Source organism: Paraburkholderia aspalathi (assembly GCF_905220735.1).
Taxonomy (GTDB): domain Bacteria; phylum Pseudomonadota; class Gammaproteobacteria; order Burkholderiales; family Burkholderiaceae; genus Paraburkholderia; species Paraburkholderia aspalathi.
On sequence record NZ_CAJNBA010000005.1, the window covers coordinates 486,996 to 510,835 of the forward strand.

A 23,840-nucleotide genomic window follows, 5' to 3' on the forward strand; every position below is an offset into this window, starting at 1 on the left:
TCTCACACCAGGGAGCGGTAAGTCGTTTCTAATTGAGTGAGCACCGTTTGCCAGTTCAGGTGTCGACGGTGAGCCTCAGCGGCGTGCGTCGTGCGCGAACCTCGCGGTTTTGCTGCTCGGCGTATCGCGTCAACAATGCTGTCGACGTTTGAGGGATCCAGATACTCCACCTCGTCGCCGAAGTATTCGCGTGTCGACCCCACCTCGGTCACCGCGGCGGGGCATCCCGCTGCATGAGCTTCGAGTGCAGCGAGCCCCGGTGTTTCCAACGTGCTCGGCAAAACGAACACTTCGCATGCCGCGTACGCGGAGCGAAGTGCCGGCGAATCATGGGCTAACGTGCCTGCGTAAATGAGCTGGTCGCCACCCTCCGCGAAGCACGCCTTCGCGTATTCCGGATCACGCTGGTGGCCGATCAGAACGAGCTTGAGTTCGGGGAACGATTTCATCGCCTTGACCAGCGCCAACTGGTTTTTGCGTGGCTCGATGTTGCCCACGTTCAGCACGAAGCGATCGTGAATTTTGAACTCGTTGCGAAACAGCTCGGGCGCGACCGGCTCGTAAAAGCTTTCCTCGACGCCGTTCAGAACCGTGACGAATTTTTCTCGTGGGAGGTCAAAGATCCGTGCGAGTGTCTCGCACTCGATGTCGGAGTTCGCAACAACGCGGTCCGCCAACGAAAACTGGTGATGGATCTCGCCGATCGGATAGAGATGCTTGGTCTCTTCCGTCACCCACAGACTGGACGAGACCACTAGGGGCAAGCCCAACTGCTTAACGAAGTTGCAGAAATGGACTGAGCCGCCGACGCACGAGAAGAAGTGGACCACGTCATGTTCGAGGAACCGTGGGTTCCATTGATCGAACAGCGTGACGTCCACTCCGTGCGCGGGTAGATGCTTGCGATACGCAAGCAGCTGTATTTCTCCGCCTCCGGGGGTGTGGAAGGCCATTGGGTAAGTGGCGAACAGCACTTTCATGAATGGGACTCTATCTGCTCAAACTTTTAATCAGATCGACAATCTCTGCCAGCGCACAGGCGCGCATGATGCGCTCGCGATCACGCGGCGCGGAACGGCGATCCGTAAGATGCCTGATGGCGATCCGGCCGGTACGTCGCAGGACGTACGCGCGGCGGTGCGATGCAAAGCCCAGTGGTAACAGTGGTAACTAAGTGTCGACTCACCGGAGCGCGGGTCGCCGCGCCTCCACGTCGCTCTGGAGCGAAGTTGATTGTGCTGTCGTCGAGCACGTCGGACCTAAACTGCGAATTCCACATGCGCGAATATGTTTGAGATGTTAAGAAGTGTTCGAGCGGGCGTCTGAGGGGCCCGTCCGTTTTATCATCACGACCCGAGACTCCGCCGTGCTTTCAGCCTGTTTGCTACTCGCGCATTTTAGCGCCTAACGCTTACGAGAAACGGGTTGCAGCGGAAGCTGCCCGCATACAATACGCTTCCCAAACAGACTTCCACAGAAGCATCGCCGATGCCAGATTGTATCGTGTCTCATCAGCCTGTCCCGCCGTTTGTAGGCGCGGTAATCCATGCCGGAGCGTGGTCACTTCGCCAGTTGGACGCTGCCCGATGACTCAACGTGTGCTGATTACCGGCGCCAACGGTTTCGTCGGCCGTGCGGTATCCCGGGCATTGCTGCAGCGCGGCGACAGCGTCGTCGGCGTAGTACGCCGCCCGCAAACCACGGTCGAAGGCGTCCGCGAATGGCTCTTCGACGCTAACGACTTCGAAGGCATCGACCAACGCTGGCCGGTGGCAACGCGCTGCGACGCGGTTATCCACCTCGCAGCACGCGTGCACATGAAGCACGAAACGACGGCCGATCCTTTCGCCGCCTATCGCGCCACCAACGTCACAGGCGCTTTGCGTGTCGCCGCTGCCGCCCGCCGCGCGGGCGCGCGCCGCTTCGTTTTTGTCAGCAGCATCAAAGCAGTAGGCGAAAGCAGCGCCGGCCGGCCCATTACCGAAGCAGACGAACCCGCGCCCACCGACCCTTACGGCATCTCCAAGCTCGAAGCCGAGCGCGCGCTGATCGACTACGGTCACGAATCGGGCCTCGAAATCGTGATCGTGCGTCCGCCGCTGGTCTACGGCCCCGGCGTGCGCGCCAACTTCCTGCAGCTGATGCGCGCCATTGCTAACGGCGTTCCGCTGCCCCTCGGCTCAATTGCAGCCCGTCGCAGCCTCCTGTTCGTCGACAACCTGGCCGACGCGCTCGTGCACTGCACAACCGACCCACGCGCCGTTGGCGAGACCTTCCACGTCACTGATGGCCGCGATCTGAGCGTTTCAGAGCTGGCCCGGGCACTCGCCACCCAACTGCACGCGCCGGTGCGCCTGATACCCGTTCCCGTGGGTTTACTGAGCCTTGCCGGCCGTCTGACCGGCCGCTCGGCCCAGGTCGACCGGCTGATCGGTGAACTACGCCTCGACAGCTCTCATATCCGCGAGCGCCTCGGTTGGTACCCGCCTTATACCGTCGAACATGGCTTGCTGGAGACAGCCGCCTGGTACCGCTCAACGCACTGAACCATCCTCAATGCCGATCGCTTCGTTCCTTACCGCTCCTTTCGTGCACCTACTCCTTTGGGGCTTACTAGCGCTGTGTGCCTGTGCGGGGATCCTATGGTTTCTGCTCCGCACGGGCCTGGCCTGGCGCCTAGCCACCGACATCCCCAACGACCGTTCGCTGCACACACGTCCAACGCCGCGCGTAGGCGGCTGGGGCATCGTGCCGGTGGTCGTGATCCTGATCTGGCTCGCGGCGCCCGTCCTATGGTTGCCCGCACTGCTGGCGGCGCTGCTGGCCGCGTTGTCGCAAATCGACGACCGCCGCGGTTTGCCCGCCCGAGTCCGGTTCGGCGGCCACGCCGCGGCCGTGGTTGCGCTGATCGTCGTCTACCCGGCCGCAGCGCCTTGGTGGGCCCTGGCAGCCCTGGCGTTCTTACTCATCTGGCTGGTCAATTTGTACAATTTCATGGACGGTTCGGACGGTCTTGCCGGTGGTATGGCCCTGTTCGGCTTTGGCGGCTACGCAATCGCCGCGTCCATTTCGACCCATCCGGACCCCGCGCTGGCGCTGGCTTGTCTGGTGGTGGCGGGGGCGGCAGCGGGGTTTCTGCTGTTCAATTTTCATCCCGCCCGAATTTTTCTCGGCGATGCGGGTTCGATCCCCTTGGGCTTTCTGGCTGGTGCCCTCGGCTACTGGGGTTGGCGCGAAGGCGTGTGGCCAATCTGGTTCCCGGCGGTAAGTTTTTCTCCCTTTATCGGTGACGCGTCGGTTACTCTGCTTAAACGGCTGCTCCGTGGTGAAAAGTTTTGGCAGGCGCACCGGGAACACTACTATCAAAGACTGGTGCAGGGCGGTTTCGGGCACGCATCAACGGCCCGAATTTGGTATTTGTTCATGGTCGCGGGCATAATGCTTGCTTTATGGGCACTAGGTATTGCTGTGGTTTATCAATGGCTTGTCGTCGCCGCATGGGCTGCTGTGCTCGTGCTCGCCGGGCTTTTCATTGATCGCTACTGGCGGCGCCATGTGTCCCGTTCCGGGCAATCTTGAGGTTCTGCGCAATGAAAAGATTCAAAGCCCGATGGCTTTCGTTCAGTGCGTTTGCGTTCGACTTGTGTGCGGTGGCGCTGGCCTGGTTGCTGGCCTACGTGATCCGTTTCAACGGACCCGTGCCCGCCCCGTTCTGGTCGAGCGGACTCCATGCACTGGTGTGGGTCCTGGTGATCTATGCCGTGATGTTCCGCAGCTACGGGCTGTATCGGGGCATGTGGGTCTTCGCCAGCCTGCCCGACCTCGTGAGAATCGCCAAGGCGATTGGGGTCGGTGCGGTAGTGGTCGTCATTGGCTCGGCGCTATTGCAGCCGGCCCCGGTCGTGCCACGCTCTGTCCTGATTGTTTCGCCCATGCTGCTTTTCCTGTCAATGGGCGGCTCGCGCGCGTTGTATCGCGCTGCGAAGGAGTTCTATCGCTACGGCGGCCTCGTGGGGCAGGGCAAGCCTGTGCTGGTGCTCGGCGCGGGTAACGCCGGCGCGAATCTGGTGCGGGAGCTGAAACGTTCCGGAGAATGGCGCCTCGCTGGTCTGCTGGACGACGACCCGGTCAAACAGGGTCGCGAAATCTACGGCTACCGTGTGCTTGGCGCTATCAGCGATCTGCAGAAGATCACGGCTGAAATGAAGGTCGAGCACGTCATCATTGCAGTGCCTTCGGCTTCGGTGGAAGCACATCGCCGTATTGCCACGCTGTGCGTGCGCGCAGGCGTACGCGCGATGACGCTGCCGGCGCTCACGCCGCTTACTCAAGGCCAGGCTTTCCTGTCGCGCGTACGGCAGATCGATCTCGAAGACCTGCTTGGCCGCGATCCGGTCATGATCGACACGCAGCACGTCGAAGCGCTGCTTAAAAACCGTGTCGTGATGGTGACTGGCGCGGGCGGCTCGATCGGCTCCGAACTGTGCCGCCAAATTCTGCGCTACGGGCCGGTCCAACTGGTGGCGTTCGACGTCTCCGAGTTCTCGATCTACCGCCTCAACGAAGAGCTGCGCGATAAATATCCCGAAGTATCGGTAGTGCCGATCATCGGCGACGCGAAAGATTCCTTGCTTCTCGATCAGGTGATGGGGCGTTACTGCCCGCATATCGTCTTCCACGCCGCGGCCTACAAGCACGTGCCGCTGATGGAAGAGGTGAACACCTGGCAGGCGGTGCGCAATAACGTGCTCGGCACGTATCGCGTGGGACGCGCGGCGATTCGCCACGACGTCGCCCATTTCGTTTTGATTTCCACGGACAAGGCGGTCAATCCGACCAACGTCATGGGCGCGAGCAAGCGTCTTGCGGAAATGGCTTGTTCAGCGTTGCAGCAGGGCGCAAAACGCACGCAGTTTGAAACCGTTCGGTTCGGCAATGTGCTCGGCAGCGCCGGCAGTGTGATCCCGAAGTTTCAGGAACAGATTGCTCGCGGCGGCCCGGTGACGGTTACGCACCCGGAAATCACGCGCTTTTTCATGACGATTCCGGAAGCGTCGCAACTCGTGCTGCAGGCGTCCAGCATGGGGCACGGCGGTGAAATCTTCATTCTCGACATGGGTAAGCCGGTGCGGATCGCCGACCTCGCGCATGATCTGATCCGTCTTTACGGCTTTACGGAAGAGCAGATTCGTGTGGTGTTCACCGGTCTGCGCCCCGGCGAAAAGCTGTACGAAGAATTGCTGGCGGACGACGAAACCACCACCCGTACGCCGCATCCGAAGTTGCGTATCGCGCGGGCGCGTGAAGTGCCGGACAGCTTCATCGACAACCTTCTGCCCTGGCTAATGCAGCATCGCGTGCCGAGCGACGACGAAGTCCGCCGCGACCTGCGTCGCTGGGTGCCGGAATATCAACCGGCCGCTGCACCCGCTTTGCGCAGTGTCGGTAGCGTCACGCAAGTCACGCGGGCCTCCTAGATCGTATGTGCTCTTGGGGGGGGGGCGTGTCCCGCGGATGCCCCCAGAGCGCGCCGTCCCTTCCAGCCTCGTTTACCGCAGCAACTCGCGACAATAATCAGTCACCTCGCTGGCGATTCTCTCGATCGGAACGCTGTCGATATCCTGCTCAGCGGAAACGGTCCGTATCGTCGATTGGGCATGGAGTCGCCACTCGGGCTTGATTTGACAGAAGATCGCGACACCGGGCTTTCCGAGTGCTGCGGCGATATGCATAAGCCCCCCATCCGCGCCGATAAAAAAGGAACTCTGCTTTATCAACTCGGCTGCCGCGGCGATATTCGGCAGGTCTACGTAAGACTCGACATGGCCGCAAGCAATGTCGTCACGGACCGCTCTCACCGTATCGAGCGCAATTTCTCCCGTGCCGATCAGAATGAACCGCGGGCTCGGGACCTGCTTAGGCCAACTCGACGAAATCTGCTTGATAAGCATCGCCCAGTTTTCGTACCTGCGTCGCTTGTCGCCGCCCCCCACCGCGACCGCAATCGTAAATATTTCAGCGCTTCCGGCGCCCTGGTCAGAGATCGTCAACGTGGGTGCGATCGGGCCAGATTCGAGCGTCGATTTGAACACGCGCTTAATCTGTTCGTACGAAAGCTGAATTCTCGAAAAATTCTCGTCCCTGCGGTGCCCCATGATCGAAAACCATGGAGTGAACGGATGGTATTGAATCTTCTTTAAGATGGTTTTCGTAGTGAGGCTTTGGACGATCACCATGTCGTACCGCGCATCGCAATCGTCCAGCGAACGGGACACGCGTCGGAACCGGGTATCCCTCACAAAAAGTTCCACCGGACCGTGTGGCATGCATAGATCGATGGATATGCGCGGGTCGATCAGAAGCCTCTGTGACAGATCCATAATGGAGTCACCGATCGTGGCCCAGTCGTAATACCAGAGTAATTTTTTGACTTTCTGTGGCGCGGCATGAGCTATCAAAAGCTGCTGGCCGGAGAGAAGCATCAAGGCGATTCGCTTGACGGACGAAATAGATATCATGTCGATCGGGATAACGCCAAAAGTCCGGTTCATTTCGGACCCTTGGCGATTCATGGATGCAACTGATGATATTCGTGCCGCCTGCGTTCAGGCAGATATGTGCTTCGACTATCGCTTCCCTTTCCTTACCACCATCCACCTCGGTGACTTGAACCGCACGATGCTCATATAGAGCCACACATAAGTCGCCGCAAACACCACCACAAAGCAGAACAGATGCAGCGTGTGCCGCCAGAACAACGTCGCCGGCACGACTGCGATCAGGCATAGCAGCCACAGATACGGCGACGTCAGCGAGTTCCGCCGCGTCAGCTCACGAGCGGTACGGGCACCCACCGCCCAGCGCATCAAGCGCTTGTAAACCAGCATGTGCAGATGCACGCCGTCGGGAATCCCAGGAGACATCCCGCGAATGAACTTCTTCCGGTAGATCGAGAAACAGGTCTCGAAGATCGGGTACATGAAAAGCAGCACCGGATACCACGCCGACACATCGCGATTGCGCATCACCAGCATGATCGAAAGCTCGGCGAGCATGAAGCCGATGAAATACGCACCGCCGTCGCCGAGGAAAATCAGCCCCGCCGGGAAATTCCAGATGAAGAAGCCGAGCACCGCGCCCATCATCATGAACGAAGCCGACAGCACGATCGGATCGGACACCTGGAACGCCACGTAAGCGAGCGAAGCGAACATCATGAACGCGACCATCGAAGCGAGGCCGTTGAAGCCGTCGATGATATTGATCGCGTTGGCGAGCGCCGCGACGGCCAGCACGGTGACCGCACAGGAGATCACCGCATACGAGAGCAGAAAGTCGAGCGGCGGCACGCTGATGCGCGTCACGGCGATATTCAGCAGGAAGTAGGCGAGAGCGGCGGCCGCCATCGTGCAGACGAGCCGTGCGAGCGGCGAGACGCGCTTGGTCAGATCCTCGACCAATCCCGAACCGAATGCCGGCATGCCGCACGCGATCAGCCCTAGGATGCCGCCCGACACGGCGGGATACGCGTGATGCAACTGCACGGCAGACACGATCAGCCCGACCAGAATTCCGGCCCCGCCGATGCGCGGCACCGGGCGCACATGGAATTTCTGCACGCCGGCCAGATCGGTATCGGTCGAGAATTTTTCATGCAAATGCGCATAGCGCACGATCAACAGCGTGATCAGCAGTGAAACGAGGAAGCCGAGCGCAAAACTAAGCATGAAAGTGGGCCTGAGCGAAGACGCCGAATTATACAAACGAAACGCATGAGGCCCAGAAAAGCAGCGCTCGTGCCAAACCGGCGAAAAATCCCAGATAGTGAAGCTTTGCCAGCCCGCAAAGCCACGCCTGTCATGGATTCCACCTATGCAGCGAGGTCTCGCGAGGGCCGTTAACCTAGATGCGGTGAGGTGTAGGTTGCTGGCGAAAAAGACGATCGCCGGCGCATCACGGGGTTCGCCGCCGATCAATGAGACGTTCCGGAGAACCAATGCTTAACAACATCACCATTCGTGGCGGCCTGACGCTAGTGATCAGCGTATTCGTCGTTTTCCTGCTGACCGTGATCGGCGTCGGCTACGGCGCGCTCAAACTGGCGAATAGCAGCCTCGACGAAACCCAGCACAGCGCCGCAGCGCTGTCGCATCTGAAGGCGAGCTCCGAGAAGCTGCTGCAAGTACAGCTTGCGCTCGGCTCCTATCAGACGCTCTTCAGCGTCGGCAAGCAGACGGACGACCTGTTGCCGGCCGCGCATAAGGTGCTGGTCGAGTCGAACAAGGACTTCGCCGATTACATGACCGGCCCGTTCGCAAGCGAGGACGAGAAGAAGCTCGCGCAGAACGTCGAGCAGGCGCGCAGCGCGCTCGTCGATAAGGCGATCGAGCCGGCGTTCAAGGCGCTCAACGACTTCGACTTCAATACCTTCCGCAACATCCAGGGCGAAACCGCGAACGCCTTCTACACGACCTATTCGAAGGCCATCGACGCGCTGCAGCGCTTGCAGACGGACAGCCAGCACAAGCAGGCCGAGAAGGGAGCTCAGCGGTTCCAGCTTGCGACGCTACTGTTCGCGGGGATCGGCGCGATTTCTATCGTGATCGGTGTGATGGCGCGGGTCGGCTTGTCGGCGGCGGTGGTCAAGCCCGTCAATGCGACCATAAAACACTTCGAACGCATTGCGGCGGGTGACCTGACGATCTCAATCAAAAACAAGTCGCGCAACGAGATGGGCCAGTTACTCGGCGCATTGACGAAGATGCGTGACGGTCTCGTCGAGACGGTAGCGAAGGTGCGCGGCAGTACGACGGCGATTACGCAAGGTGCGAACGAGATTGCGGCAGGCAATGCCGACCTGTCGTCTCGGACGGAGCAGCAGGCGGCGGCGCTTCAACAGACCGCGGCGAGCATGGAGCAGCTCTCCGCGACCGTGAAGCAGAATGCAGATAACGCGAAGCAGGCAAACCGGTTGGCGCAGGGTGCGTTAGATACGGTAACGCGTGGTGGCGCTGTAGTGTCGCGCGTCACTGAGACGATGGATGGGATCAGCGAATCGTCGCGCAAGGTGGCTGAGATCATCGGCATGATCGAGGGGATTGCGTTTCAGACCAACATCCTCGCCTTGAACGCGGCCGTCGAGGCAGCCCGTGCGGGCGAGCAAGGGCGCGGCTTTGCGGTGGTGGCCTCGGAAGTGCGTAGCCTCGCGCAGCGCTCCGGCTCGGCGGCGAAGGAAATCAAGGAATTGATCGGCGAATCGGCCGCCAAGGTAGAGCAGGGGGCATCGCTCGTGTCCGACGCACAGAAGACAATTCACGAAGCCATGGACGCGGTTCAGCGCGTCACCGGCGTCATGAACGAGATCGAGGCTTCCGCGCATGAACAGAGCGACGGTATCGAACAGGTCAACAAGGCCATCACACAGATCGACGAGGTGACGCAACACAATGCGGCGCTCGTTGAGGAGGCCGCTGCCGCAGCAAAATCCCTCGAAGAGCAGGTCATCATCCTGAAGGATGCCGTTGCGGTGTTCCATCTCGATGAGGCTTGATAAGGCGGTCTAATTTACAATCCTGTTTTTCCATAACCGTTTTCGCTTGCGGCTGATTTCGCGAGGCTATTCGAAGAGTTGCGTAGCCCGAACGACGTCGAAAGACAGCTCCGCATTCGAATAACATGAAAACAGGTGCGCCGTGCTCAAGGGGTGGGTGGCTTTTGTCGTCTCAGCGATTTGCGTGGCGCTGTTTATCATCGTGTTCGGGCAGACCTTCTCGTCCGTCCAGCTTCATGAAACCGGGGATTTTGCGGCGAATTCCCTGCTGGTGCTTCAGGCCAAGCAATTCAGCCTGTTAGTCGGCAATTATTCTCGAATCGGATTCAACCATCCGGGCCCGGCGTTCCTTTATGTGCTTGCAGCAGGCGAGGCCGCATTTTTTGATCTGACGCGCTGGGTCACTTCGCCGTTCTCCGGGCAGATTTATGCGGTGGCGTTGCTTTCCGGATTCTGGATTGCTTCGATCGGTGTGCTTTTGCGAAGGATGCAAGGGTCGATGCCGGCTGCCGTCACTACCACGGCTCTGTTTGTCGGTGTCACCGCGTACATCAACTATCAGGCGTTCGCGGGCACCTGGTTCCCGCATCTTTACTACTTTGCGTTTGCCGCCTTTACGGTGGCCCTTGCTGCTCTGATCATGGGGCGCAGAGACGGACTCGTGCTGCTTGCAGTCAGCCTGGGGTTCCTTTTGAATGGTCATGCGTCCTTCTTCGGGATAGCCGCAATCATGCTCGCATGTGCGGTCGTTGCGAATACGTGGCTTTATGCTCGGACCGGCAACACGCGGGGCAATTGGGTATTGAGTCGTGACTATCTCGTAGGGAATTTTCGGGCGATTGCGATCGCTGTCGTGATTGCAGCACTGTTTCTTGTCCCGCTCGCGATCCAGACCATTCTTCATTTTCCTGGACCAGTGGCTGAATATGCCGCTTTTGGCCATGCGCATCACGCGAACCATCTCGGGGACGCGATACGTTTCGTTGGTCTGTTCTGGAGTAACGGCCTCTTTGGGATTCTGTTCGGCGCCGCTGCCTGTGCCGTCCTCGCGACCAACAATTCGGGGCGGGAGAGTGAAGATCGCATTGGGGCGGAGAGAGCAATCGTGCTGTCATTGGCGAGCGCGACGGTTGGCTTCCTTTTTTATTCTGTCTTCGGCGTCGACAATTTTTCGTTCATCTACGTCGGGATTTTCTATTACGCGGTGCCAGCGCTTGCACTGACGTTGCTGTTGAAGCGCGTTTTCGACAACGTGACGGGCGTGCCAATCCGTGTGACGGTGGTCGTCTGTGTCGCGGTGGCTGTTTTCGCCGGAGTTCGTATCCATCAGCCGCCTGAATACGTTTCTCAATACAACGACCCGGAGATTCCAGCCGTCTACGCGGCGATCAAGCAGCTTGGAGCCGATGGTCTTGTGTTCGATCTCGACGGTTCTGCAAACTGGGAGCACCTCTGGGCGACCGTGGTGGGCACGCGGGTTTATGCGCTGCGTCAGGGAGCCACGCCGTTTTGCATCGCACAGAACTGGCAGCTTGTCTTCTCGCAATCGGCGCGTTGCACAGCGGCGCAAATCAGCGCCGCGCATGGACGCTATCTTGTGTCAGCGGTGCCGAAGGAAGGATTGGTCAGTGCGGCAAATGTCGCGGGTTTGTATTTCTACCCGGAAGGCGCCGTGAAGTAACTGAATCGCTGCTGTAGTGAGGGTGCTGCCTTCGCCATTCAACGACTTCTGCGTGCGCAAAAGTAAAAACACAAGCGCACGCAGAAGCGTAGACGTATATCCGAGGTTACGCCTGCGCAAACCCCTGCGGATTCGCCGACTGCCAACGCCAGTGATCCGCACACATCCGCTCGATCCCAAACTCAGCGCGCCATCCAAGTACATTCAAAGCCGCCGCCGGATCCGCAAAACACGAAGCCACATCGCCCGGCCGGCGCGCCACAATCTCATAAGGCACAGGGCGCCCCGAAGCCTTCTCGAACGCCTTGACGACGTCGATCACGCTATACCCCTGGCCCGTCCCAAGATTCACCACCAAACTGGCATCACGCTTAACCAGCGCATCCAGTGCCGCCAGATGCCCACGTGCCAGGTCCACAACGTGGATGTAGTCGCGCACGCCGGTGCCATCCGGCGTCTCATAGTCGCCACCGAACACCCGCAGCTTCTCGAGCTTGCCGACAGCAACCTGCGCCACATACGGCATCAGGTTATTCGGAATACCCGCCGGATCCTCGCCAATCAACCCGCTCTCATGCGCGCCAACCGGATTGAAATAGCGCAGCGTCGCGATCCGCCAGGACGCATCCGCCAATTCCAGATCACGCAATACCTGCTCGGCAATCAACTTCGACTGCCCATAAGGATTGGTTGCCGACAGTGGAAACGATTCGTCGATCGGCGAGCTCTTCGGCACGCCATACACCGTTGCCGATGAACTGAACACGAACTGCTTCACGTTGCGATCGCGCATCACGCCGAGCAGCGCCAGCAAACTGCCGACGTTATTGCTGTAGTACTCGATCGGCTTCGCGACCGATTCGCCCACCGCCTTCAGCGCGGCAAAGTGAATCGCGCCGGTGATCGGGTGTGCGTCGAAAATACGATTGAGCGCCGCTTCGTCTCGCGCGTCGGCTTCGTAGAAGCTCACGGCCTTGCCGGTGATTTTCTCCACGCGCCGCAGCGATTCGCGGTTGCTGTTCACGAGATTGTCGATTACCACGACGTCGTAACCGCCGTTGAGCAGTTCGACACATGTGTGCGAGCCGATAAATCCTGCACCGCCCGTTACCAGAATCGTACCCTTCGTGGTCATGCTGTTGCTCCGTTAAAGTAAAACGCCCGTCATTTTCTGCACCAGGTCTTTATACGTTTCGACGACCACGCGTTCGTCGAATTCTTCCGCGACTTTCTGTCGGCCGCGTTCAGCCATTGCACGGCGCTCGGCGCCACTCATGTCGAGCATCTGCGCCAGCTTCTCCGCGAGACTCGCGGCATTGCGCACTTCGCACAGCAATCCATTGACGCCGTCCGCCACCACTTCACGGCAGCCGGGCACATCCGTCGTAACAATCGGCCGGCCCATCGCCGATGCTTCCATCAGCGTGCGCGGCACGCCTTCGCGATAGGAAGGCAGGACGACGCAGTCCGCATCGACGATAAAGGGCCGCACGTCGTGCGCCTCGCCAAGATACTCGATGATGCCTTCCTGCTCCCACGCGGCTACTTCTTCGCGTGTGATCGCGCTGGGGTTGTCGACGCCGACCGGACCGAGCAATTGGAACCGCGCCTGAGGATAACGTTCACGCAAGCGCCGCGCGGCTTCGACATATTCGGCCACGCCCTTGTCCCACAAGAGCCGCCCGATCAGCACGAACTTGAATTCCGCCCGCTCCGGCAGCGGCGTGAAGGCGAATTGTTCGAGATCCACGCCTTCGCCATGTAGGAGACGCGCACGTTCAGGATGCACCAACAAATTCTGCTCGACAAACGCGGCCTGGTCGTCGCGATTCAGAAACCAGATTTCGCGCGGGAAGCGGAAGGCGAAACGGTACAGTTTTTTGGCGACTTGCGCAGCGCGGCTCTGCTGGATGAATACGTAACCGAGCCCGGTCGTCACCGCCACCGACTGCACACCCGCCAGTTTCGCGGCGACCGAGCCGTAAATGTTCGGCTTGATCGTGTAGTGGAACACAACGTGCGGGCGGATGCTTCGATACAAACGATACAACGACAAAAGTGTGCGCAGGTCCTCGCGCGGACTGGTGCCTTTGGAGGCCACCGGCAATTCGATGCAGCGGCACCCCATCGCGGTGAGCAGCTCGAACGTGCGGTCGCGCGGCGCGAGCACCGTCACGTCGACGCCGCGGCCAACCAGCATGCGGATCAGCCCTTGCCGATACGTATAGATTGCCCAGGCGGTGTTACAGACGAGTGTAATGCGTAGCGCGGGCGTCGATTTAAAGGCAGGCTTCATGCGGGAACGGGCTCGACGGTGAATGACAGGGTGAATGACGGTGTAGCGGAATCAGTGGCCCACACGCGGCGCGAGCAGCGTGCGTTTGACCCGCTGCAAGGCGCGGTAAGGCGTCACGAAGTGCAGCAGATTTTTGGCGAGACCCAGCCAGTCGTACAGATTGGTGACGTTGAAGTAGCGCAGTTGCAGCCGCAGCGTCGAGCTGACCTGGCGGCGCCGTTTGGTCGCGCTGATGCCGCCTTCGTTCAGCTCGTAATAGAGCCCGAGTTCCGGCAGGTTCGCGCAGTCGTAGCGTGCCATCAGGCGCAGGAACAGATCGAGGTCTTCGGCGGAAGGATAGGCCGCGCGATAGTTGCCGACCGCACGAACCGCGTCAACGCGCAGCATCATCGAAGGATGCGCGAGGCATGAGCGGAAGAAGCGCAGACGCCGGATCTCGTTCGGTTCCGCGGGCGGCGTCAGCATGAAAAGCGGTTTGCCTTCACGCGTGACGACCTGCGTCCACATGCCGAGGCCGGCCACTTGCGGATGCAACTCCATGAACACGCGTTGCTTGGCGAGGCGCTGCGGCACGCTGCGGTCGCCCGCGTCGATGCGTGCTGCGTAGCGAAAGCCGCGCTGCGCAAGGGCGTCGATGCCGGTTTGCAGCGCGCGCTCGATGCCGCCGTTCTGCGGCATGCGCAGCACTTCGATCTTCATGTTGGGGATCGACGGTGCGACGATCGGCGGCGTGCTGCCGTCGTCGACGATCAATACGTGGATCAGCGCGCTTTCGCTGAACGAGGCCAGCGTGAGATCGACGTCGGCCTGGCCGTTGTACGCGGGCATCAGGACGGCGACGTCGTCGAGAGAAATTTGCGCGGCGGCGGATGAATTCGTCATGGGCGCAATTTGAAACGAATGTAATAAAGATTAACTGACGCGGCGGCGAGATAACCGGCCGCGAGACCGACCAGCGCACCGTAAGCGCCAAGCCGCGGAATCGCCAGCAGATTGACCACGAACGCGACGGCCAGCGCCAGCAGCCACTTCGAGAGCAACACGAATTTGGCCTGATATTTCAGCACGATCAGATTGCCGATCGCTTCGATGCCGGCCGGCACGGAAAGCCAGACGGCCCAGCGGAAAATCTCGATGGCGCCTTCAAAATCCGGTCCGAACACGCGGCGGATGATGATCCCCGCCAGCAGATCCAGCACGATCGCACCGCTCACCATCAGCGCGGCGGTCATGGCCGTTAGCCGCCACACGTTGCGGCGCAATTGTGCGGCGTCTTGCACGCGGTAGATGAAGGCGGGCGCAATCGTCTGCGCAAGCATCAGCGCGAGCGTGATCCAGTTTTCGTTGAGCTGTTGCGCGGCGGAATAGCGTCCGAGGTCGGCGAAGGAAATCGCCCGCTCGAGCATCAGTCGGTCCAGTTTCAGGAACAGATACATACAGATCAGCCCGATCCAGAACACGGTGCCTGCGGTAGCGAAGTGCTTGAAGAGCGAACGGTCGACGTGCCAGCCGAGCTTGCCGCCATGCCGGCGGGTGTAATAGATCAGGAGAACCGCGCCAATGAGCGCCGATTCCGCGGCCCACAGCCAGCCGAAGCGCGCGGGCGTTGCTATGGCGCGTACCATCAGATAGACGATGCCGGCCTTCAGCACCGCGGTGCTCATGCTGGTGAGCAACTGCGGCTTGCTGTAAGTCATGCTTTGCAGCCACGCATTGATCACGCCGACGAACGGTTCGCGAAACAGCATCGTCACCGCAAGTCCGGCGAGCATGGCGCCCACCAGCGGGTCGAAGAAGTGCAGCGCAATGCCGAGCCACGTGAGCAGCAGCGCCGCGACGGAAACCGAAAAGCGCAGCGCAAAGGCGCTGCCGAGCACCGTGCCCAGCTGGGTGGGCGGCCGGCTGACGATGGTCGGAACCAGAATTTCCGCCCCGCACACCCAGGTAATCGGCGACAGCACCAGCAGCAGCGTGTTCGCGTACTGCCATTTGCCGAAGGTGTCAGGCCCGAAGTAGCGCGCCAGCATGCCGCTGATCGCGATCGCCACGCCGATCTGCGTGAGCCGCTCCAGCCCGAGCCAGACGATGTTGGTGAAGGCGCGGGTGACGTCGGGATTGGCGAAGCGTTTGAGCGTCAGCATCCGGTCGACACTCGCCTATGCGGTTGCACGCGTGGTAGGTGTTGCAGGTGTTGTGCGGGTGACGCAACGTGCGCCAGGGCGCAATGTGTAACAGCCGACCTGGCCGACTGTCGCGGCAACATTGCAAAAGCAGGGCGTCTAAGCATTAGAATGGGCGTCTATTAGGGCATGTCCGGAAGGCGCAATTATAAGTTGGAACCGGATCGCTTCCGGCAAGGGCGCATCGCTCGGTTTAGCAGGTAGTTTTACCGATCCCTCGGCTATACGCCGGTCAAAATTTTCCATTGCACGCAAGTGAGCCATCATGATCTCCAAATCTATTTTCAAGGCGTATGACATTCGCGGTGTGATCGGCAAGACGCTCGACACTGATGCAGCGCGTTCGATCGGTCTCGCTTTTGGCAGCGAAGTGCGGGCGCAAGGCGGCGACGCCGTGGTGGTGGCGCGTGACGGCCGCCTGTCGGGTCCCGATCTGATCCAGGCGCTATCGGACGGTCTGCGTGCGGCGGGCGTCGACGTGGTCAACGTCGGCATGGTGCCGACCCCGGTCGGCTACTTCGCGGCTAACGTGCCGTTGCAGCTCGACGGCGGCGAGCGCCGCGTCGATTCGTGCATCGTCGTGACGGGCAGCCACAATCCGCCTGACTACAACGGCTTCAAGATGGTCCTGCGCGGCGCGGCCATTTACGGCGAACAGATCCTCGCGCTGCATCAGCGCATCGTCGACGAAAACTTCTCTGCGGGCAGCGGTACGTACACCGAGTACGACATCGCCGACGCCTATCTGGATCGCATCACCAGCGACGTCAAGCTCGCGCGTCCGATCAAGATCGTGGTCGACACCGGCAACGGTGTGGCTGGCGGCCTCGCGCCGAAGCTCTTCAAGAAGCTTGGCTGCGAACTGGTTGAACTGTTCACCGAAATCGACGGCAACTTCCCGAACCACCACCCGGACCCGGCTCACCCGGAAAACCTCCAGGACGTGATCCGCGCGCTAAAGGAAACGGATGCTGAAATCGGTTTCGCCTTCGACGGTGACGGCGACCGCCTCGGCGTCGTCACCAAAGACGGCCAGATCATCTATCCGGACCGCCAACTGATGCTGTTCGCCGAAGAAGTGCTGTCGCGCAACAAGGGCGCGCAGATCATTTACGACGTGAAGTGCACACGCAATCTGGGCAAGTGGATCAAGGAGAAGGGCGGCGAACCGCTGATGTGGAAGACCGGCCACTCGCTGGTCAAGGCGAAGCTGCGTGAAACCGGCGCGCCGCTGGCAGGCGAAATGAGCGGCCACGTGTTCTTCAAGGACCGCTGGTATGGTTTCGACGACGGCCTGTACACAGGCGCGCGTCTGCTGGAAATCCTCACGCGTGTGGCGGATCCGAGCAAGCTGCTGAACTCGCTGCCGAACTCGAATTCCACGCCGGAACTGCAATTGAAGCTCGAAGAAGGTGAAAACTTCGAGCTGATCGCGCGTTTGCAGCAAAACGCGAAGTTCACCGGCGCGGACGATGTGGTGAAGATCGACGGCTTGCGTGTCGAGTACCCGGACGGCTTCGGTCTGGCGCGTTCGTCGAACACCACGCCGGTGGTGGTCATGCGTTTCGAAGCCGATAGCGACGCAGCGCTCAAGCGCATCCAGGAGGACTTCCGCCGTGTGATCATGGCTGAGAAGCCGGACGCGAAGCTGCCGTTCTAAAAGCTCTAGCGGCGGCGCGGTTCTTCGTGAACCGCGGTTGCAGTCGAACGCGGCGCGGGTTTCAGTTACCGCGCCGCGTTTTTTCGTGCCATTTACCTGTGTCGCGATAGAATTGCCGTCCTCGTGAGAAAACGCCGGGCCGCCCCAAGTTTTCTCACTCCCCCTCGGGGGGCCTGGCGCGAAGCGACAGGTTTGGGGGCTTTCTCAACGCATCTTCGGGCCGGATAGCCGGTTTTCCCACACTTGAGCGTGCAAAAGATACTAATCGTGAGGGTGTCGTCATTGGGCGACGTCGTTCACAACATGCCGGTGATCGCCGACATCCGACGCCGCCATCCCGAGGCCCAGATCGACTGGCTCGTCGAGGAAAGCTTCGTGGGGCTCGTGGAGCTCGTCAGCGGCGTGCGGCGGGCGATTCCAGTGTCGCTGCGGCGCTGGCGCAAACGCATCCTCTCGGTCGACAACTGGCGCGAGATCGGCGCGTTTCGCCGCGCGCTCGCCGCCGAGAACTACGACCTCGTGATCGACTGCCAGGGGCTCATCAAGACCGCGTGGGTCGCGAGCATGGCGCGCGGGCCGCTGGTCGGCCTCGCGAACCGGACCGAGGGCGCGGGCTACGAATGGCCGGTGCGCTTCTTCTACGACAAGCGCGTGCCGATCGAGCCGCGCACCCATGTGGTCGAGCGCACGCGCCAGCTGGTGGCCGCCGCGCTGGACGACCCGCAGCCGCAACCCACCGACGACATCGACTTCGGCATCGACACCGGGCGCGCGGCGCTGGCGTTGTCGGAAGCGAATCTGAATCTGCCGGTGCCCTACGTGGTGTTCGTGCACGCCACCTCGCGCGCCGACAAGCAGTGGCCCGACACCGCCTGGATCGAGCTTGGGCAGTCTTTGGTGCGGCGCGGCGCGTCGATCGTGCTGCCGTGGGGCAGCGAGGAAGAACGCGTCACCAGCGAGCGTCTGGCGAAGGAATTCGGCGGCGCGGCGATCGTGCCGCCCAAGCTCTCGTTGCCGGCGGTGGTCGGCCTCATCGACGGCGCCGCCGCGACAGTCGGCGTTGACACAGGTCTAGTTCACATTGCGGCGGCGCTGAAGCGTCCGACGGTCGAGTTGTACAATTTCGCCACCGCGTGGCGCACTGGCGGCTACTGGTCGCCGAACGTTGTCAATCTCGGCACCGCTGGCAAGCCGCCCACGCTGCAAGAGGTCAAATCCGCGTTGGCCGGATTCGGCCTGCTCTAATGTCGTAACGCTGTAATGCGGTGTGCTTCGCCTTACGCTCCATCCGTTTTTAAGGGCGACCATGAACGAAACCCAGATCATCGAAGTAGCGAACGCCGACTGGCACGGACGCAATCTGTCCGTGCCGCGCGAGACGCTGCTGGCCGGCGTCGAACGCGGCAAGGTGCTGTATTTCCCGAATCTGCGCTTTGCCATCGAAGGCGGCGAACAGGCCTTGCTCGATCCTGCATTGGCCGATCCGAATCGCAAGAACATCAGTCTTGAGCCGAATGGCGGCGCGCTGCATGGGGTGGCCGGTGATGCGGTCACGCAATCGGCCGTGCGCGCGTTGATCGCGCGTTATCAGGCCAATGCGCGCACGCTCGTCGATGGGCTCTTTCCCGAATACAACAGCAAGTTGCGCGTCGCGCCGACGAGCTTGCGGCTGCATCAGGTGGAAGGGCGCGAGACGTCCTGGCGTAAGGACGATAGCCGTCTGCATGTAGATGCCTTTCCGTCGCGGCCGAATTACGGCGAGCGCATTTTGCGCGTGTTCACCAACGTGAATCCGCACGGCGCGCCGCGCGTGTGGCGCGTCGGCGAACCGTTCGAGGATATGGCCAAGCGCTTCCTGCCGCGCATCAAACCGCAGATGCCGGGTTCGGCGTGGCTGCTGAACCTGCTGCATGTGACCAAATCGCCGCGCAGCGAATACGACCATTTGATGCTGAATCTGCACGACGGCATGAAGGCCGATCTCGAGTATCAGAAGTCGAGCCCGCAGGAGACCATGCCGTTTCCGCCGGGTAGCGTCTGGGTGTGTTTCTCCGACCAGACTTCACATGCGGTGATGTCCGGCCAGTTCATGCTGGAGCAGACCTTCTTCCTGCCGGTCAAGGCGATGGTGCAGCCGGACTGCGCACCGCTCGGCATTCTCGAGCGCCTGAAGGGCAGGGCTCTCGTTTGAGCGCCGCTGTCTGGTTCGATCGCGCGGTGAAACGCGCGTTTGCTTTCGGGTTCGCGCTCGGGCGTGCGGAGTCCCGATGCTGAGGGCGATTTATAACGCGCTTTGGTGGATCGTCGCGCCGCTTGCCGTGCTGCGCTTGCTGATCCGTTCGCGCAAGGAGCGTGGCTATCGTGAGCATATCGCCGAGCGTTTCGGTTACTCGCGTGGTCGGTTGCCGGAAGACAATGCGCCGCTGATCTGGGTGCATGCGGTGTCGGTGGGCGAGACGCGCGCCGCGCAACCGTTGATCGATGCGTTGATGAAGGCGCGTCCCGATGCGCGAATTCTTCTCACACATATGACGCCGAGTGGCCGCGCCACCGGCGAGCAGATTTTCGGCGATCGTGTATTGCGCAGTTATCTGCCGTACGACATGCCGCATGCGGTGCGGCGGTTTTTGCGCGCGTGGCGGCCGTCGCTGGGTCTGGTGATGGAAACTGAGGTGTGGCCCACGCTGATCGACGAATGTCGTCGCGCGGATGTGCCGTTGGTGCTCACGAATGCGCGGATGTCGGCACGCTCGTACAAGCGTGCGGCCAAGTTCGGTCATGCGACTAAAGGCGTGTTCGGTGGATTTGCGCGAGTGCTGGCGCAGAGCCCTTCGGATGCGGAACGGCTCACTGCACTCGGTGCGCGTAATGTCGCCGTGCTCGGGAATTTGAAGTTCGATATGAGCACGCCGCCGGAACTGGCGGCGCGTGGCCATGCGTGGCGTGCGGCGATCGGCACGCGGCCGGTGTGGGTCGCGGCGAGTACGCGTGAAGGCGAAGAGGAACTGGTGCTGCAGGCGTTCGCGGCGCTGGGTATCGAGGATGCGTTGCTGATCCTGGTGCCGCGTCATCCGCAACGGTTTAATGAAGTCGCGGGGCTGGTTGAGAAGGCTGGTTTGCGTCTTGAACGGCGCTCGGCTTGGGCGCCTGCTGCGACGGTGGCGTCGGGTGCTGCTTCAGCTGTGGGCGGTGGGGTGCCTGCTTTGCCTTCCAACGTCAATGTGCTGCTCGGCGATTCGATGGGCGAGTTGGGCGCTTACTATGCCGCCTCGGATCTGGCGTTTATCGGTGGGAGTTTGCTACCGTTGGGCGGGCAGAATCTGATTGAGGCATGCGCGGTTGGGGTGCCGGTGCTGATCGGGCCGCATGTGTTCAACTTTACGCAAGCGACTGCGGATGCGGTCGCGGCGGGTGCAGCAGTGCAGGTGCAGGATCCGGCTGATCTGGCGCGGGCGTTGCGCGAGCTGTTCGGCGACAAAGCGAGGCGGCTCGCGATGGGCGGCGCGGCTTCGGCGTTTGCCGCGCGCCATCGTGGCGCGACGGCACGGACTGTTGATGTGTTGATGGCGGTGTTGCCGGAGTAGTCGTTCGAGAGCGCTGCCAAGGCGATGCTGGCGTTATCGCTTCGCGCGCCGACCACAGGGATAGCCTGAGTCGGCTCTTGGACCAACGGCGCTGTGTGACGCGAGCAACTTGACTACGGCCTGCGATGACGCTTTTCACAGACCTCGGATTTCGATGGGACCGTGGTGCGATGCCACAAAATATCCCAACTTATTCGATCAACCGGGCGTGCTTCCGTTTTCATCGGATGCTTGCGGAATTCGTGTGGGATGCGGGCGTACTTGAGGGAAATCCACTCACCTTCACGGAAGTAAAAACGCTGTTGGATGGTGTAACGGTTGGTGGTCGGCAGATATCCGACCAAGGGCAAATATTAGGTCTGATCCGCGCGTCCAAACACCTGCTTGCAATCGTTCGGGACGGCCGGTTCACGCTCGGCAAAGCGACGTTCTGTGACCTGCTCCGCCTTGTCACGTCAGATGAGATATCAAGGTGCGGCGGCGCATTCCGCGGTGAAGGCGAGGAAACGCGATACACGCCGGATGTGGCGTTAGGTGAAGCAGGACGGCACACACCGCTACCGACCTTGGCGGGTGCCCCTGAACTCAACCGGGTTTTTGCCGCTGGCACGCGCGCGCTGACCGATCAGGTTTCTAATGCATTTGAACGGGGTTGCGCGTTCTTCCTGTTTGGCGCGTTGCAGCAGTTCTTCTTCGACGGCAACAAACGCACGTCACGTTTCATGATGAACGGCGTATTGATGTCGAATGGTATCGACGCCATCAGTGTCCCAGCGCAGCGCGCTGGGGACTTCAACGAGAAGATGGTGCGATTTTATCTGTCGAAAGACGCGACGGAGATGATGGCATTCCTGCTTGAATGCCATCCGGGTGAGTGAGGCCTTAAGCCTTCAACAGCCCCTTCTTCTCGATAAACTTCACCACCACATCCAAGCCGTCGAGCGCCTTCAGATTGCACATCACGAAGGGGCGCTCGCCGCGCATCTTCTTCGCGTCTGAAGCCATTACCTCCAGGTTTGCGCCGACCATCGGTGCGAGATCGGTCTTGTTGATCACCAGCAGATCCGACTTCGTAATGCCTGGGCCGCCTTTGCGCGGAATCTTCTCGCCGCCTGCTACGTCGATCACGTAGATCGTCAGGTCCGATAGTTCCGGGCTGAATGTTGCCGCGAGGTTATCGCCGCCCGATTCGATGAATACAATGTCTGCGTCAGGGAAGCGCGTCAGCATGCGGTCGACGGCTTCGAGGTTGATCGACGCGTCTTCGCGAATCGCCGTGTGCGGGCAGCCGCCCGTTTCCACGCCCATGATCCGCTCGGCCGGCAACGCACCCGCTACGGTCAACAGACGCTGATCTTCCTTCGTATAGATGTCGTTGGTGATCGCGACGAGGTCGTATTGCTCGCGCATCGCCTTGCAGAGCATTTCGAGCAACGTGGTCTTGCCCGAGCCGACGGGGCCGCCGACGCCCACGCGCAGCGGCGGCAGTTTCTTCGTGCGGACAGACGAGTGAGCGGGGTGATGAGGTGCGTTCATGATGGATCTTTTTAAGAGCGAAAGAGCCGCGAATACTGCGACTCGTGACGCGCCGACAGAATGCCCAATTGCGGCGCGAAGGTGTTGATGTTGTCGGGTGAAGTGGCCAAGGCGCGTGTGACGGCGGCGTCGATCGGCTCGCGTAATGCGACGATGATGCGTTGACCCGCGAGTTGACCGAGCGGCACCGCCTTCAATGCGGCAGCGGCCTGGTTTTCTACCCAGCTGAATGCGTAGGCGGCAAGAGCGGCGTCAGGCGCTGCGTCGTGGGCGAAAGCAGCGAATGCGAAAGCCGTGGGTTGGGCCAAGGGTTTGAGCGATGCCAGCGTCATACGTCGGTCTGCGCCGCCCCATTCGAGCGAGACGCACAACTGACGCAGCGACCAGCCCATCTGTTCCGTTTCGCGTCGTAGCTCAGCGGACTCACGGCTTGCCAGGAACTCGCTGTTTGCTTCGCGCAAGCCGTCTGCGTCATGCGCGCGCCAGCGTTCCATTTGATGTGCGAGAAACGGCAATTCGCCACGCGCGAGCACGTCGGTTAAACCGCTTGCGATCCAATCGCGTGCGGAATCCGCATCGGTGATGAGTTGCGCTTCGATCGCCGCTTCGAGACCCTGCGAGTAGCTGAACGCGCCGATCGGCAATGCCGGCGACGCGAGATGCAGCAGCGCTGTGAGTTCAGCGATGCGCATGGTGATGATGCCCGTGGCCGCACGATTCGTCGTGGACGTGATCGTCGTCTTTGGGATCGTGCGAATGGTCGTGGCCGTGGTCATGCGAGTGACCGTGCGCGTGGCTGTGCCCATGCTCATGATCGTGCGGATGCTCATGCCCATGATGCTCGCCGAACACCTGCTGAGCTAATGCATAGTCTTCAGCAAAGGTCTCATCGTGACCATGCTTGTGACCACCGCCGTACGCGCCAGATTCCGGCTGGAACGGCATCGACACCTGATCCACGCTTGCGCCGATGCGCTTCAGCATATCGGCCAGCACCGGATCATATTCAAGCTTCAGATAATCCGCACCGACTTCGACCGGTGTATGACGATTGCCGAGGTGATAAGCGGCGCGCGTCAGAGTCAGCGCATCTTTCGCGCGGACAACCAACACGGCTTCGGGAGCAGCGACTACGCGCACCAAACCACCATCATCAGCGACCAGAACATCGCCGTCGCGCAGCACCGTGCCGCGCGGCAACAGCAGCGCGACCTCCTCACCGTTATCCAGCGTTGCCGCGAGACGGCTCTTACGGCGGTCATCAAAAGCAAGCGTCAAAGTCGGTGCACGCTTCACCAGCACAGGCGCCAACTTCAAATGCGGCGCAATCAGTTTGTCGAGAGTGCGCATGGT

General features: G+C 60.9%; 20 protein-coding genes. 10 read left to right on the forward strand and 10 right to left on the reverse strand.

The window, feature by feature from the left end:
* Positions 1-2 precede the first annotated feature (2 nt).
* Positions 3-980, reverse strand: coding sequence for a glycosyltransferase family 4 protein (locus KHO30_RS28765; RefSeq protein ID WP_211703016.1), 978 nt, complete (start codon positions 978-980; stop codon positions 3-5).
* Between the two features lie 606 nt (positions 981-1,586).
* On the opposite strand from KHO30_RS28765, the gene KHO30_RS28770 reads away from it, so the two are divergent.
* From KHO30_RS28770 to KHO30_RS28780, 3 genes are read left to right on the forward strand one after another with little or no spacing between them, the layout of a single operon-like run.
* A complete protein-coding gene (locus tag KHO30_RS28770) occupies positions 1,587-2,546 on the forward strand; it encodes a UDP-glucose 4-epimerase family protein (protein ID WP_211703017.1) in 960 nt (319 codons plus the stop codon).
* Positions 2,547-2,556: 10 nt separating this feature from the next.
* Positions 2,557-3,579 (forward strand): MraY family glycosyltransferase, encoded by a 1,023-nt coding sequence (locus KHO30_RS28775; protein WP_200621933.1) that lies wholly within the window; start codon positions 2,557-2,559, stop codon positions 3,577-3,579.
* An 11-nt stretch (positions 3,580-3,590) separates the two neighbouring features.
* On the forward strand, positions 3,591-5,477 hold the full coding sequence (locus tag KHO30_RS28780) for a polysaccharide biosynthesis protein (protein WP_200621934.1): 1,887 nt from the start codon (positions 3,591-3,593) through the stop codon (positions 5,475-5,477).
* A 72-nt stretch (positions 5,478-5,549) separates the two neighbouring features.
* Here the strand turns inward: KHO30_RS28780 and KHO30_RS28785 are convergent, their stop codons facing one another.
* Both KHO30_RS28785 and KHO30_RS28790 read right to left on the reverse strand, forming a co-directional pair.
* On the reverse strand, positions 5,550-6,551 hold the full coding sequence (locus tag KHO30_RS28785) for a glycosyltransferase family 9 protein (RefSeq protein WP_211703018.1): 1,002 nt from the start codon (positions 6,549-6,551) through the stop codon (positions 5,550-5,552).
* Positions 6,552-6,626: 75 nt separating this feature from the next.
* Positions 6,627-7,727: an MraY family glycosyltransferase gene (locus KHO30_RS28790; protein ID WP_054041755.1), complete on the reverse strand. Its 1,101-nt coding sequence runs from the start codon at positions 7,725-7,727 to the stop codon at positions 6,627-6,629.
* Positions 7,728-7,996: 269 nt separating this feature from the next.
* On the opposite strand from KHO30_RS28790, the gene KHO30_RS28795 reads away from it, so the two are divergent.
* Complete coding sequence (locus KHO30_RS28795) at positions 7,997-9,550, forward strand: methyl-accepting chemotaxis protein (RefSeq protein WP_211703019.1); 1,554 nt, start codon at positions 7,997-7,999, stop codon at positions 9,548-9,550.
* A 184-nt stretch (positions 9,551-9,734) separates the two neighbouring features.
* On the forward strand, positions 9,735-11,231 hold the full coding sequence (locus KHO30_RS28800; protein WP_244864152.1) for a hypothetical protein: 1,497 nt from the start codon (positions 9,735-9,737) through the stop codon (positions 11,229-11,231).
* Positions 11,232-11,337: 106 nt separating this feature from the next.
* Here the strand turns inward: KHO30_RS28800 and galE are convergent, their stop codons facing one another.
* From galE to KHO30_RS28820, 4 genes are read right to left on the reverse strand one after another with little or no spacing between them, the layout of a single operon-like run.
* On the reverse strand, positions 11,338-12,366 hold the full coding sequence (gene galE / locus KHO30_RS28805; protein ID WP_211703021.1) for a UDP-glucose 4-epimerase GalE: 1,029 nt from the start codon (positions 12,364-12,366) through the stop codon (positions 11,338-11,340).
* A 12-nt stretch (positions 12,367-12,378) separates the two neighbouring features.
* Positions 12,379-13,527, reverse strand: a complete 1,149-nt coding sequence (locus tag KHO30_RS28810; protein ID WP_211703022.1) for a glycosyltransferase family 4 protein — start codon at positions 13,525-13,527, stop codon at positions 12,379-12,381.
* Positions 13,528-13,578: 51 nt separating this feature from the next.
* Complete coding sequence (locus KHO30_RS28815) at positions 13,579-14,409, reverse strand: glycosyltransferase (protein WP_211703023.1); 831 nt, start codon at positions 14,407-14,409, stop codon at positions 13,579-13,581.
* Positions 14,406-15,668 carry an oligosaccharide flippase family protein gene (locus KHO30_RS28820; protein WP_211703024.1) on the reverse strand — a complete coding sequence of 421 codons (1,263 nt, stop codon included), beginning with the start codon at positions 15,666-15,668 and terminating at the stop codon, positions 14,406-14,408. Before KHO30_RS28820 ends, KHO30_RS28815 begins: the two co-directional genes overlap by 4 nt.
* 304 nt (positions 15,669-15,972) lie before the next feature.
* Here KHO30_RS28820 and KHO30_RS28825 point away from each other — a divergent pair, with 304 nt between their 5' ends.
* From KHO30_RS28825 to KHO30_RS28845, 5 genes are all read left to right on the forward strand, one after another.
* Positions 15,973-17,367: a phosphomannomutase/phosphoglucomutase gene (locus KHO30_RS28825; protein WP_200650691.1), complete on the forward strand. Its 1,395-nt coding sequence runs from the start codon at positions 15,973-15,975 to the stop codon at positions 17,365-17,367.
* A gap of 243 nt (positions 17,368-17,610) precedes the next feature.
* A complete protein-coding gene (gene waaC, locus KHO30_RS28830) occupies positions 17,611-18,612 on the forward strand; it encodes a lipopolysaccharide heptosyltransferase I (protein WP_211703025.1) in 1,002 nt (333 codons plus the stop codon).
* A 61-nt stretch (positions 18,613-18,673) separates the two neighbouring features.
* Positions 18,674-19,558, forward strand: coding sequence for a Kdo hydroxylase KdoO (gene kdoO / locus KHO30_RS28835; protein ID WP_211632217.1), 885 nt, complete (start codon positions 18,674-18,676; stop codon positions 19,556-19,558).
* Between the two features lie 76 nt (positions 19,559-19,634).
* Entirely contained in the window at positions 19,635-20,951 is a 1,317-nt protein-coding gene (gene waaA / locus KHO30_RS28840) for a lipid IV(A) 3-deoxy-D-manno-octulosonic acid transferase (protein ID WP_211703026.1), read from the forward strand.
* Between the two features lie 170 nt (positions 20,952-21,121).
* Positions 21,122-21,829 (forward strand): Fic family protein, encoded by a 708-nt coding sequence (locus KHO30_RS28845; protein WP_244864153.1) that lies wholly within the window; start codon positions 21,122-21,124, stop codon positions 21,827-21,829.
* Between the two features lie 4 nt (positions 21,830-21,833).
* Here the strand turns inward: KHO30_RS28845 and ureG are convergent, their stop codons facing one another.
* Genes ureG through ureE form a run of 3 tightly spaced genes read right to left on the reverse strand, consistent with a single transcriptional unit; the run spans position 21,834 to position 23,837 of the window.
* Complete coding sequence (gene ureG, locus KHO30_RS28850; RefSeq protein ID WP_054041789.1) at positions 21,834-22,487, reverse strand: urease accessory protein UreG; 654 nt, start codon at positions 22,485-22,487, stop codon at positions 21,834-21,836.
* 11 nt (positions 22,488-22,498) lie between these two features.
* Positions 22,499-23,179, reverse strand: coding sequence for an urease accessory protein UreF (locus KHO30_RS28855; protein ID WP_093636316.1), 681 nt, complete (start codon positions 23,177-23,179; stop codon positions 22,499-22,501).
* Complete coding sequence (gene ureE, locus KHO30_RS28860; protein WP_211703028.1) at positions 23,166-23,837, reverse strand: urease accessory protein UreE; 672 nt, start codon at positions 23,835-23,837, stop codon at positions 23,166-23,168. Before ureE ends, KHO30_RS28855 begins: the two co-directional genes overlap by 14 nt.
* Positions 23,838-23,840 lie beyond the last annotated feature (3 nt).

Bases quoted from the DNA above. Each gene is read 5' to 3' on its own strand.
- KHO30_RS28765 (WP_211703016.1), bottom strand. From the start codon at position 980: ATGAAAGTGCTGTTCGCCACTTACCCAATGGCCTTCCACACCCCCGGA.
- KHO30_RS28775 (WP_200621933.1), top strand. From the start codon at position 2,557: ATGCCGATCGCTTCGTTCCTTACCGCTCCTTTCGTGCACCTACTCCTT.
- KHO30_RS28795 (WP_211703019.1), top strand. From the start codon at position 7,997: ATGCTTAACAACATCACCATTCGTGGCGGCCTGACGCTAGTGATCAGC.
- KHO30_RS28820 (WP_211703024.1), bottom strand. From the start codon at position 15,668: ATGCTGACGCTCAAACGCTTCGCCAATCCCGACGTCACCCGCGCCTTC.
- KHO30_RS28815 (WP_211703023.1), bottom strand. From the start codon at position 14,409: ATGACGAATTCATCCGCCGCCGCGCAAATTTCTCTCGACGACGTCGCC.
- galE (WP_211703021.1), bottom strand. From the start codon at position 12,366: ATGACCACGAAGGGTACGATTCTGGTAACGGGCGGTGCAGGATTTATC.
- KHO30_RS28780 (WP_200621934.1), top strand. From the start codon at position 3,591: ATGAAAAGATTCAAAGCCCGATGGCTTTCGTTCAGTGCGTTTGCGTTC.
- KHO30_RS28855 (WP_093636316.1), bottom strand. From the start codon at position 23,179: ATGCGCATCGCTGAACTCACAGCGCTGCTGCATCTCGCGTCGCCGGCA.
- kdoO (WP_211632217.1), top strand. From the start codon at position 18,674: ATGAACGAAACCCAGATCATCGAAGTAGCGAACGCCGACTGGCACGGA.
- KHO30_RS28770 (WP_211703017.1), top strand. From the start codon at position 1,587: ATGACTCAACGTGTGCTGATTACCGGCGCCAACGGTTTCGTCGGCCGT.
- KHO30_RS28790 (WP_054041755.1), bottom strand. From the start codon at position 7,727: ATGCTTAGTTTTGCGCTCGGCTTCCTCGTTTCACTGCTGATCACGCTG.
- KHO30_RS28845 (WP_244864153.1), top strand. From the start codon at position 21,122: ATGCCACAAAATATCCCAACTTATTCGATCAACCGGGCGTGCTTCCGT.
- ureE (WP_211703028.1), bottom strand. From the start codon at position 23,837: ATGCGCACTCTCGACAAACTGATTGCGCCGCATTTGAAGTTGGCGCCT.
- KHO30_RS28810 (WP_211703022.1), bottom strand. From the start codon at position 13,527: ATGAAGCCTGCCTTTAAATCGACGCCCGCGCTACGCATTACACTCGTC.
- KHO30_RS28785 (WP_211703018.1), bottom strand. From the start codon at position 6,551: ATGAACCGGACTTTTGGCGTTATCCCGATCGACATGATATCTATTTCG.
- waaA (WP_211703026.1), top strand. From the start codon at position 19,635: ATGCTGAGGGCGATTTATAACGCGCTTTGGTGGATCGTCGCGCCGCTT.
- ureG (WP_054041789.1), bottom strand. From the start codon at position 22,487: ATGAACGCACCTCATCACCCCGCTCACTCGTCTGTCCGCACGAAGAAA.
- KHO30_RS28825 (WP_200650691.1), top strand. From the start codon at position 15,973: ATGATCTCCAAATCTATTTTCAAGGCGTATGACATTCGCGGTGTGATC.